Here is an 11,375-nt window from a genome sequence, read left to right on the forward strand (position 1 = left end):
TGTTTCAATCGGTTGAAACAGTATCGTCGCATTGCCACTCGCTTTGAAAAGAAGGCTGAAAACTACCTAGCCATGCTGACTCTAGCCTCGATCATGATGTGGCTATAGTTTTAAAACAGACCCTAGTGTTCACAGCCGGAAATTTTGATAGGCTGACCTACTCCTGACTCCTGACTCCTCACACCTTACTGTCTAAAGGGGTGCCCAACGGATGCCACAATCTACCCATATTCCCTATGGCGATTTGCAGCATTCGGTCAGCGGTGCGGGGGCTACCTCCTTTAGCTGAATTGAGTCTAAAAGGTTATTCCAATCGGCTGTCAGCGTAGAATCCTGGGGTTTGGTGTAACGCAGATCTGCCAGGGTAGTCACGGCATCGTACCAGAGGTGGTTTTCGGCGTAGAGATCCACCTTTTGCAGGGGATTGGCGGCTTCTATTTGCTTCTGCAATGTATTCTCCAGGCTGACCCGCTGCACAACGCCGTTTACCTGAAGGGGAACTCCTTCCTTCTTTTGACCGCAGTAGACTTTGAAGTACCAGTAGTAAAACTCATCCACCTTCAGCCCAGGGACCGTGGATGGAAGGGGGACACTCACAATTCCCGGTTTTGCTGGCAGGTTAACGGGGGTCCGGTAAACGTCATTGCCATCCTCATCCTGGAGGGCAAATTCGACAGGAAACCCCTTTTGACTGTCATAGGGCATGTGGAACCAAAAGGTGGGATGGGAAGCACCCGTTAATCCCCATACTCTGGCAATGGTTTCCGAGCTGGTTCCCCTGGAGAGGGTTTCTTCTTTAAAGGGCACTAACGCAGTCAGCTCCGGATTGGTTTGGGGACAGACACCCCGACTGGCTCCGCCCCGGTAACGTCCCACAGGAATTCCCCTGGAAGGAGGCTTGGGCATTTTGAACTGCAAGGCACCGATAGTTCTTGCCTGGGCAGTCGGCAATAGAGGCAAGCAAAAGATACTCAATACAGCCAGGGCAACCACAGAGGTCAGTTTTTTGAATTGAAGGGGGCATTTCATTTAGAGCTACTCCTGATGAAGGGCAGAATTCAAGTCTCTCCACAAACTGCCTGAATTTCGTATCAGTTTTTGGCAGTTAAGACTTTTCGGATAGGCTTTTCGGCGATCGCACCAGGCGACCATTCTGGTAGATTCCCACTGTTCCAACCGTAGCGGCGATCGCCAGAATAGGGGGCACCAACGGTACCCAACCTCCCTGGGTCAGAATACCAAAGCAACCAAGGTAGAGTACTCCAGAGGATACAATCACCACGATCACCATTCGGGAAAGTGCCTGACTGAAGGATTTGCTGTGGGACAGCAACCACCAGGACACCGCTCCACTGAGTGCAGACCAGAACCCAATCCAGGCAAGGTCTGCCCCCTGGGACCAAACCCACAGTAAGGGGCGCTGATCTAAAACAGCACTCAGAATCTGGCTGGTCATCTCAGCCTGAACCAACACTCCCGCCATTTTTTCCGCTGCACCCGTGCCATAGGGGGTAGACCAGTAATCGCCAAAGCTTCTGGCAGTCACCCCAATCACCACAATTCGGTCTTTCACCGCATCGGCATTGAGTTGTCCGTTCAAGACCTGCCTCAGACTGACCTGCTCAACGGGACGCCGGTTTGCCCGGTAATTGAGCAGAATTTGATTCCCCCAGGCATCAATCCGCTGGTAACCGCTTGTACGGGAGTGAATAGCAGGAAAGACGGTTTTGCCAAACTGCAAGTTTCCATCCTCCGTAAAAGCAGGCTCAATCCCTTCTGCTGCCAGGTACCGAGCCGCTAGATGGACATTAAAAGCATAGGGCGAGGTGCAAAGCGAGGCTGGCGGTACATCCATAAACAACAACTGGCGGCGAAGCACCCCATCCGAATCTTCTAGAAAATCACTGAACCCAACGCGATCGCTGGGAACTTCTGGCGGCGGCGCAATGCCAACCACATGACTCTCCGGGTCACTCACCTTACAGATGGCAATTAGTTTGCCATCCTGTTTCAGTCGATTTGCCAGCCACTTATGCGCCGTGTCTACCGCATAGTCCCGGTAAATATCCAGCCCAATCACTCGCGGTTGATAGCGATCCAATTGTTTGAGTAACTGGCTAAACGCCGGATCGGAAAGGGAACCCCGTCCCGGTTGGGGCTGTGTCTGGATGTCGTCATCATCAATGGTCACCACCAGTAAGCGGGAATCGGTTCCCTCCTGTGGGCGTAGCCGCATCAGGTGATCAAATGCATGGAGTTCGACGGGTTGCAGCCATCCCAGATAACGGATTCCGGTAATTATGGCGGTAACGGCAAGGCTGGCAGCGATCGCCCAGCGGAGGGGGAGAGGGGGGGAGGGGGGAGGAGTTGAGAGTTGAAAGTTGAGAGTTGAAAGTTGAGAAAGGGGAGGGGGGAGGGGGGAGGGGGAGGAGTTGAGAGTTGAGAGTTGAGAGTTGAGAGTTGAGAAAGGGGAGGGGGGAGGGGGGGTCTCCTGGTACCCAGTTAACGCTGCCCAGGTGGGTGGCACCTCTGCCGGATTTTGATAAATCACAGGTAGCCAGGTGGCACAGGGAAACTGGTCTTCGATTGCCTGTAACCGTTCCCGCGCCTGCCTCACTGCCAGGTAAAGTGGCTCACCACTGGCAAAAGCTTGCAGGAAGTATTTCAAAAACGCCTGGGCAACCTGATCAGGAACAGGTTCGCGCATGACGATCACTTGCGGAATATGCAGGTCTGCCAGTTCCCGTGCCAGCCCCAATCCATCACAGGAGTTGAAAATTGCCAGCTTTAAGCCCCGCTCCATTGCTTTTTTGAGGGCGTATTTCAACTGACTGATGGTAAGGCTATCGGTTTGATTGAGATAAATTCGCCCGATTTCCTCGTCATCCAGGCTGGAACTGTGTCCCGCAAAGAAGAGAATATCCCAGGGATGCTCCCAGAGGCGATCGCTGACTTCCTGACGGGACGGTTCCACCAGCAGGCGCACCCTGGCATCGGGTAAGCTTTGCAGCAATGCCCGGTCTGCCTGGGTATCAATCCCTTTGCTGTTGCCCAAAATTGCCAGGACGGAAACGGTACCCGCCGGGGTGGGAATGGGAGCCACCTGGTCATAAGCTGGGGCACTCAGGGCAAGTTCCGCATTGGGATAGCGTTCCAGTAAGTCCCAAAGGTGCCAGGGTAGCTTCTGAAGTCGATAGTCTGCTGCCTGCACAATGACTCGAATCCTGTCAGAGGGGTGCAGTTTTTCCAGCCACTTTTCACGGACATGGCGCAGGGATTCTGCCTGTAACCAGGTGTTGAGGCGATCGCGCAACTGTTCCGCCGCCTGGTTACAGTCCTGCACCAGTGACACATTTTTCCGCTGTGAATCGGGAGCTGACAGGCGGGAACGCATCCCCAACCCCTGATACGCCAACTGCCACTGGTGATAGATCTCATATAGATCTGGTGCAGGGGGCAGCTTTCCTGTAATCTCCGTGGCTGGACGAGCATACTCCTCCCCAATCTGAAGCGTCACAGGAAATCCCTGTTCAAAACTACCTTCGCCGATTTTCAGAATGACTAACTTGCTCACGGTTCCTCCAGGGAAGGGGGGCTACTGTGTATACAGATCTTGGCTTCGTTGGAGTCTGGCTCTGGGGGACTTCCCCCCAGTCCCCCGCCCTTTGGGGTCCTAACTCCCCCAAACCCCCCGAAAGGGTCTGCCACCGAGTCTTCAAGTCTAGCTCGACGAAAATCGCTCGCAGATTGCCTCAAACTTTAAAGACAACCGCTCCCCTTGCCACCCGTTTGCCCTTGCTTGAAGACCCGATCGGATGAAGGCTGCCATTCACGTCAAGATTGCATTGTTTTGGAGGGGGTGCGGGGGACGCAACCGTCCCCTGCCACGGGGGGTTTGGGGGGCAGCCCCCCAAGCAGGATTCTGCTAACCCACCGTCAACGCTGCGATCACTTACCGATTCAACTTTTACGACTTGTGTATATACACTAGGGGAAGGGGGAGGGGGGAATTGAGAGTTGAGAGTGACCAATGACCAATGACCTGTCATTCGTCGTTTGTCATTCGTCATTTGTTATCTAGAAATACCAATGACTAATGACCAACACGTAACACCTAACACCTAATCCTCCTCACACTTCGCCGCCTAAATCACAAACTCTTCCACCACCCTCACCTCACCCAGTGCCACCTGGACGCTAAAGACTTCGCCTGGGGTGCCGCTGATTTGCAACTGAATGAAGCTGTCTATTTCCCTAGATTGTGCTTCCAGGAAAGTAGTTCCGGTTTCATCCAGGACAACTAACTGGACATCGGGCATCAGTTGAGGCTGGCTGATCGGGTGGAGTTGGAGTTGAATTTCGGTTGGAGCATCCGTGTCTTCTGCATCTGACTGGATTGTAACCATCAGAATCACAGAGGCTTCACCGGGTTGCCCACCCAAATGCAGCAGTTTCAGCCGCCGGATGCCGGTTTGCACATCCCGGAAGGCGATCGCTTCTCTGCTGCGAAAGGCAAAGGCGGGAGCCAGTTCTGGCTGGTTGAGTAGCCAGTCTATGGTTTGCCAACCTGTTTCAATCACACCGTCAAACCACTGGCTCAGGTTAATTCGAGGGCTGGGTGCAGGTTGCGGCGTGGATTGGGCGGCTGCCTGCCGCAATTGAAACAAATGATCGAGCAGGTCTTCCGGCGATCGCAACTGATTCAGGGGCAATTCCTCCACAGCGGCGGTAGGGACAAATCCCAGGAGTTTCGCTGCCTGAAAATTGTCTTCCATTTGCACCACCACATAACCGACCCGCTCTTGCCACACTTCTGGGGGAATCGGACAGGTCTGTGCTTGAGATCTCACCGGACGGCATTCCAACTGCCCAATACCCGGTAGGGTCAAATCAGCCACATTGGCGCAGAGGCGCATCACCGGATTCCAACTGTCGCTGGCATCCCGATTGGTGGAAATGCCCATCATTTGCAAATAATCATTCACCACCCACACTGCCAGGGTGTTCAGACGAATCTGTTCGGCTTTTTCGGGGGTGGGTTGCCCCAGGGCAAATCGCTCGGCAGTGTCGCGGGCAGCTTGAGCGATCGGCAGCGGTAGCGCAAACCCATCAATCTCATAGGTACGGTAGGTCATGGTCGGGAGTCCTTCCTGTTCTCTAGATATATCCTTGTGACTCGCCAAATTTACGCAAACGGGGCAGGCACTGCCGTTGGTAGAAGCTACTTAAGGTTGACACCGCCAGCCCAAACTCCTCCGCTAATTCTTTCCAACTTGTTTCAGGCGGAAGTCGCCGCAAAATGAGTTCCCGGCAGTTGATCTGGGGATGCCCTTCAATATGGATGCGTTGCAATTCACCCCTGGTATCTGCCTCTGCCCAGGCACGCACCTCCTCTAAAATTGGCGGCACATCGGGGCGGGCGGGCAGGCTGTCTACTGGATTGACTACCTCACTAGAGTCGCCAGAACGGGAATTGCGAACCTGAGCCGCCGCCGTGCGGACTTGCTGCTTCCGGGTGTCAATGTAACCGTCTTGCAGTCGTCGCCGCAGGTAATAGTTCAGCCAGGTCATGACCGTGCTGCGATCGGGGTTATAGCGTTCTCCGGTGGCGGCTTCACACAAATTCTGGCAAAAGTAAATCCACGTTTGCTGAAGTGCATCTTGATAATAGGGGACGTTTTCATTCCAGAGCTTGCTCGATACAATCCGGATAATTTGAGTCAGGCGTTTCTGGCGATCGGGGCTTCCCACAGGATGCTGACAGGCTTCCTCCACTAACTGGCGCAACTGCTGATCCAGGTGACTCACGTTTCCCTCAGAGAAAATGGCTGGTTTGTCGTAAGTATCACGCCTGTCTGCACTTTTGAGAACCCCCAAAGGCGTTAAAATCCGTTTGAATCGATCTGTGAAATATGATGAGCAGTCTGACGATCAAACTGGCAGAGCGTCCAGCGGAGTTTCCGGTGGTCTACAAAATTCGCTATCGAGTGTTTCAGGTAGAACAGGGGGTAGATCCAGACCTGGAATTTGACAATCAGGAAGATGCATCGGAGCATCTTTTAGCCTACCTGGACGGGAAACCTGTGGCGACTGCCAGATTTCGTTTACTAGATGCCCAAACGGCTAAGGTCGAGCGGATGGCAGTTTTGCCGGAAGCAAGAGGACTGGGCATTGGGAGGAAGTTGATGGCGAAAGCCTTAGAGATTTTGACAGCCGCCCATGTTTCTCAGGTGTTGATCCATGCTCAGGTACAAGTGCAGGGCTTTTACGAAAAGATGGGGTTTGAACCGGAGGGCGACGTGTTTGAAGAAGCGGGCATTTCCCATGTCAATATGAGAAAGCTGTTGAACTAACCGGATGATATTGGTGACGGGTTGTAATCGACGACTGTGGGTGAGGGGGCTAAAAGTCCTGGGGATCATTTGGTTAGTAGGGGCGATCGGCGATCGCCTCTGGTTTGCTCTGGATCGGGCAGTTCCCCACTGGGATCAGGCAGATTACTTAACGGGGGCACTCAACTACTGGCAGGCAGTGCAAACTGCCCACTGGTTTTCGGGAGAATGGTGGACTGAGCTATGGCAGCTTTCCTCCAAAATTCCGCCGTTTGTTTACCTCTCAGCCGCCCCCTTTCTCAGCCTATTCGGTCCCGGATTTGAACAGACCACTCTAGTCAATCTCGTCTACAGTGCAGTATTGCTTGGCTCCGTCTACACCCTGGGGGTGTCGCTCTTTTCCGTGTCCGTGGGTCTATGGGCGGCAGTACTCTGTGTCCTGATGCCGGGACTCTACCGCGTTCGTCTGGACTTTCTCCTCGATCATCCCCTGGCAGCGGCAGTGACCCTCTGTTTTACCTGTTTAACTCTCTGGCGCAATCAGGGTACCGGGTACCGGGTACCGGGTATCGGGTATCGAGAGAAGCTGCCGCTTGAATTAGAGAAACGGGAACCGAGTGGCGAGTATGGTGAAGCCCCCTCACTCCCTCACCCCCTCACCCCCTCATCCCACCCTACAGAAACACCAAAGGCGAAAACTCCCCCCTTTCTCTCAACTCTCAACTCTCAATTCTCAACTCTCAACTTCTTACCCCTCTCCCTCTCCCCCTGGCTCTTCGCCGCTGCCTTTGGCATCACCTTCGGGATTGCGTTGATGGTGAAACAACCCGCCATTATGTTTTTGCTGGTGCCGATTGTCTGGGTGGTTGGGGAGACGATCTGGCAGCGATCCTGGGGTAGGCTGGCGCAACTGGTGTTGGCTTTTGGGCTGTCCCTGCTAGTATTTGGGCCCTGGTACCGCACCAACTGGCTATTGATGTTGTCTGCCAGTAAGCGGGCGACGGTTGACTCAGCGATCGCGGAAGGCGACCCGCCTCTGACTTCCCTTGATGCCTGGACCTATTACCTGAAACTTTTACCCAGCCTGGTGTCCCTGCCGTTGCTGGTGGTGGGGTTGGCAGGATTGCTGTTCTTCTGGCGGCGATCGCGGGTCAGCAGCCAGTGGGCAGGCACCGCAGACTATGCCCCCAAATCAAAAGATTACCGACAACAGACCTATGCGGCATCCCGGCGCTCCCTCAACTGGTTGTTGATTTTTCTGGTGGGGGGGTACCTGCTGTCCTCCCTCAACGTGAATAAGGATACCCGTTACCTGGTCCCGGCTCTGCCAGTCATGGCGGTGGTTTTGGCGTATGGCTTGATGTTGCTGCCCAAAGCCTGGAAGCCTTTTCAGTGGGGGGCAGTGGGTCTGGCAACGGTGCTGATGACTTACAATCTATTTCCTTTCCATGCCAATGCTGCCTTACAGAATCGATTGGCGTATTATCCGGCTTACTTGGGCAAGCCCTATCCCCATAAGGATGTGATCGCAGAGGTGATTAAAACAGAGCCTTATCTGCGCTCTACGATTGGCGTGCTGCCTTCCACTCCAGAGATCAACCAGCACAATATCAACTATTTCGGCAATTTGAGAAACTTTCAGGTCTACGGACGGCAGGTGGGTACCCGCGTAGGGCATGTGCAACGGGATGGGCGATCGCTGTCCTGGTTCATTACTAAAACGGAGGATCAGGGTTCCATTCGTAAACCTGAGGCACAGACCGCGATCATTCAGTTTATTGAACAAAGTGGTGGTTTCAAACTGGTCAAGAACTGGAAATTGCCGGACAACAGCACACTCAATCTGTTTCGCCGTCAGGTACCGCCGTTGGAGGTGATTCCGATGGATGGCGAGGGGACCGGGGCGCAGGGGAGCAGCGGGGCAAGGGAGTCGAGGGGCAGGGGAGCAGCGGGGCAGGGGAATCGGGAGGTGGCGGGGTCAACACCGGATATTGCGCTGGAGCAAGTGATTGTTTCACCGCAGGCACGTCCTGGAGTGCCTGTTCCAGTTACCTATCGCTGGTTTGGAGATTGGCAGAGTTTGCGAACTGGGCTGGTGTTGTTGACCTGGCGCAGGCAGGCAACCGAGGGGGGGACTGTTCCGACCCGCTGGCTGCATGACCATGCGATTGGAATGGGTGCTCTCCATCCCAGTCCCCCTTCCAGTGTGACTTCCGATCCTGCCAGTCCGTCTCGCTATCAGGTGATTGAGCGGATCTCAATGCTGACTCCTGCCAATGCCGCCCCAGGCATCTACCAGTTGGAGGCAACCTATTTGAATCGGCAGACAGGGGAAACCGCAGCGATCGCCCTTCCTCCCGTCAACCTCCGCATTAACCCAACCGCCCCCCCCACGCCTGCTCCAGAACTTGACCTGAATACCCAACTGCGATCGCTCGCAGCGACTTTGCCCCAAGGGAGTGCGGCACTGGACAAAACCTTTGATGAAATTGGGCGAATTAGCCAGTACGACCCGGTACAGGACTATGTAGACCAGACCCGGCAGGCAATGGAGTACCGTCTGACCCAGGAACCTGGGAACCTGGAGTTTACCTACACCCTGGCACTTGCCAATGTGCTGAAGCAACGGGTCAACCCAGCGATCTCATCCCTTCAGCGGGTGGTTCAGCTTGACTCCCAGAACCCCAATGCTTACGCCTATCTCGCCTTTGTTAACCTTTACGACTTTCGCCCCAGAGCCGCCCAAGAGGCACTCACAACCGCCCTCCAACTCAACCCAAACCTACCAGAACTCCATGCCTTGAACGGAGTCGCTGCCCTGATGCGGGGTAATCTGGTACAGGCATGGCAGTCGGTTCAGACGTATCAGGAAAAAGTGAAGGCTAAAGAGTAAAGGGTGAAGGATAAAGGATAAGGCGTGACAGAATAAATGCCTCTAACTCTCAACTCTCAACTCTGACTCAAACACCTCACACTTAATACCAATTTGAATTGCAACCACAACAGATCCCGGTACAGGCTTGGCAGTGCCAAGCCCCCCCTGAAGCCAAGCCCCTTCTGAACTTTGATGTGCCCACAAATCTGTTTAAATCGGTATAACTAAAACCTATGGCAAGTTCCCCAGAATCTCAAAGATTCCAGGGAACTAAAAACCCGTTAGTTCAGTGCCATTCGGCAAAAGTCAATAACAGCGGCGGTTTGGCTCCCCCAGAATTGGGGGTTGGAGGGTGGCCCCTCACACCTCATACCTGCTCTGTTACTGACCACCACCTGCCATCCGGTCTTGAATCCGGCTCTTAGCCGCCTTGAATTGAGTTGCCATTTGCTCACTTTGCTCACTGCTGCAATTATTGCGAATGGCAGTAAACATAGTGCTTTCTTCCTGACGGACGTGATCCATCACAATTTCCTTCAATTGATTCACGCGAACTTTGAAGTCTGAATGGCTTGGCTCCATTGACTTAAGCTGTTGTAGCAGTTGCTTCATTTCAGCTTGTTCACTGTAAAGCTCATCGGTGTCGCTGCCATAGAAGGGGCGAATGGTAGGATAAACCACTTCTTCTTCCGCTTCTGCGTGGGCGGTTAGATCCTTATAGATCTGTCCAAAGTATTCCTGGATTTTCTGGGGATCGTTACTGCTGTCAATCTGACCAAACAGCATATTGACCTTGTTGTGATCCATGCGGATGATGTCCTGGATATTCATATCCGACTTATCCGAGGACTGAGTCACAACGCTGCCTGCCACTCCGGTCATTGCTGCAACGGCATCTTGAACCCGCGCCCAAATTCCTTGCTTCGCGTCTTGTCCAGTCAACTCGCGAACGCCCAAAATTTCCAGGATGCCCTTCAGTTGCTCCTGGTGAGCACGGTTTTCAAAGTTAACGGTATTCAGAGGCGAGATGGCAGCATCCACATCGGCACCCACCACTTGAGCGGCTTTGTGCATCAGCAAGCCAGTCATCACTTGCTTGTGCTTGAGCAATTCATGTTGGGAAATTTTTTCAACCAGGGTCAACTCAGAACCACCCATCAAGTCACGAATTTCTCCAATCATCTTGCGTGTGGTTTGTTTGGGTTCTGACTTAACCCCATACTGAACCATTACCGTGTCCAGAACACCAACGTTTTTACGATCGTCTTCAAGCATACTTCTGAAGCGATCGCGAATATCCTCATCACTACATTCAGAAATGAATTGCTCTTCATTGGCAATCAACAGATTTTGAATTTCTTTCATATCAGCTAATTTGGACGCGATCGCAGTCCGCTTAGCATCATCGAGAGCTACTACCATTTTGCTGTTCTCCTCTTAAAATATCTTGTGCAAACATCCTGTTTAAACATTTGTGCAAACACAACTATCTAACAGATCACACACAATTCAATGTTGTCTCATCTCTCGATAGACTGATCGCGGTTTAAGCTGAAGCGTATAGGCAATTACAGCGACATCTCAACTAGCTCATATTCTTTGTGATAACACGATTGTTAAATTGAGTTTAAGTTTATTAAAAACCTACTGTTAGTCTCCGGTCAACTCAATCTCCAAATCTATAACCCTGGATGGATAGGATTCATTCAGGAAATGCCTAATTATAGTGAGCAAGAACGCATCAAATAGCCATGCATCAAATATGCAGGAGAAGTAGCGATGGAAACCCGTAGTTCTGATCATTTGCCCCAGCCCAACCAGGCTTACAATGGCTTCGATCGCAACGCTTTCCTGTTTGGTTTCACGCCCCAGGCAGAGCTGTGGAATGGTCGCCTCGCCATGATTGGATTTCTAGTCTATTTATTATGGGATCTGGCAGGTTATAGCGTGGTTCATGACCTTTTTCATTGGGGTGTTTAATCAGTCTACCTGGCAATCCATTACCCGTCTGTAATGGTCTTGTACATAGGGGCACCTCGAAAAATCGAAAAATGGGTGTCTCAACTTGAGAATGAGCAGCTAAAATGTCGGCAGTTAGGCTATCCGAGAACAGCAATGGGGCAAACAGGTTTCTGGGATTTAGAGCAACGCCAGCAAGAATTAGCAGC

At 52.8% G+C, this 11,375-nt stretch carries 8 protein-coding genes and 1 pseudogene; 4 read left to right on the forward strand and 5 right to left on the reverse strand.

The genetic code is table 11. From position 1 onward, the window contains the following. Positions 1-108, forward strand: a pseudogene (locus AC1S52_RS33265) (IS5/IS1182 family transposase); the annotation flags it as partial. Positions 109-234: 126 nt separating this feature from the next. On the opposite strand, the gene AC1S52_RS33270 reads toward AC1S52_RS33265, so the two are convergent. The 4 genes from AC1S52_RS33270 to AC1S52_RS33285 form a co-directional block, all read right to left on the reverse strand. After that, on the reverse strand, positions 235-1,029 hold the full coding sequence (locus AC1S52_RS33270; protein WP_482033346.1) for a DUF928 domain-containing protein: 795 nt from the start codon (positions 1,027-1,029) through the stop codon (positions 235-237). Between the two features lie 76 nt (positions 1,030-1,105). Then, a complete protein-coding gene (locus AC1S52_RS33275) occupies positions 1,106-3,574 on the reverse strand; it encodes a CHASE2 domain-containing protein (RefSeq protein ID WP_482033347.1) in 2,469 nt (822 codons plus the stop codon). Positions 3,575-4,145: 571 nt separating this feature from the next. Beyond that, entirely contained in the window at positions 4,146-5,135 is a 990-nt protein-coding gene (locus AC1S52_RS33280; RefSeq protein WP_482033348.1) for a DUF1822 family protein, read from the reverse strand. Positions 5,136-5,157: 22 nt separating this feature from the next. Beyond that, positions 5,158-5,808 carry a sigma-70 family RNA polymerase sigma factor gene (locus AC1S52_RS33285; RefSeq protein ID WP_482033349.1) on the reverse strand — a complete coding sequence of 217 codons (651 nt, stop codon included), beginning with the start codon at positions 5,806-5,808 and terminating at the stop codon, positions 5,158-5,160. 104 nt (positions 5,809-5,912) lie between these two features. Between AC1S52_RS33285 and AC1S52_RS33290 the strand changes: the two genes are divergently transcribed. Together AC1S52_RS33290 and AC1S52_RS33295 are read left to right on the forward strand one after the other, a co-directional pair. Beyond that, positions 5,913-6,353 carry a GNAT family N-acetyltransferase gene (locus AC1S52_RS33290; protein WP_482033350.1) on the forward strand — a complete coding sequence of 147 codons (441 nt, stop codon included), beginning with the start codon at positions 5,913-5,915 and terminating at the stop codon, positions 6,351-6,353. A 4-nt stretch (positions 6,354-6,357) separates the two neighbouring features. After that, positions 6,358-9,225: a phospholipid carrier-dependent glycosyltransferase gene (locus AC1S52_RS33295; RefSeq protein WP_482033351.1), complete on the forward strand. Its 2,868-nt coding sequence runs from the start codon at positions 6,358-6,360 to the stop codon at positions 9,223-9,225. A 363-nt stretch (positions 9,226-9,588) separates the two neighbouring features. Here the strand turns inward: AC1S52_RS33295 and AC1S52_RS33300 are convergent, their stop codons facing one another. Next, positions 9,589-10,629 carry a hemerythrin domain-containing protein gene (locus AC1S52_RS33300; RefSeq protein ID WP_482033352.1) on the reverse strand — a complete coding sequence of 347 codons (1,041 nt, stop codon included), beginning with the start codon at positions 10,627-10,629 and terminating at the stop codon, positions 9,589-9,591. 357 nt (positions 10,630-10,986) lie between these two features. Between AC1S52_RS33300 and AC1S52_RS33305 the strand changes: the two genes are divergently transcribed. After that, positions 10,987-11,187 carry a high light inducible protein gene (locus tag AC1S52_RS33305; protein WP_482033353.1) on the forward strand — a complete coding sequence of 67 codons (201 nt, stop codon included), beginning with the start codon at positions 10,987-10,989 and terminating at the stop codon, positions 11,185-11,187. The last annotated feature ends 188 nt before the right edge of the window (positions 11,188-11,375 follow it).

The sequence above is a fragment of the Kovacikia sp. CALU 1929 genome (assembly GCF_056784235.1).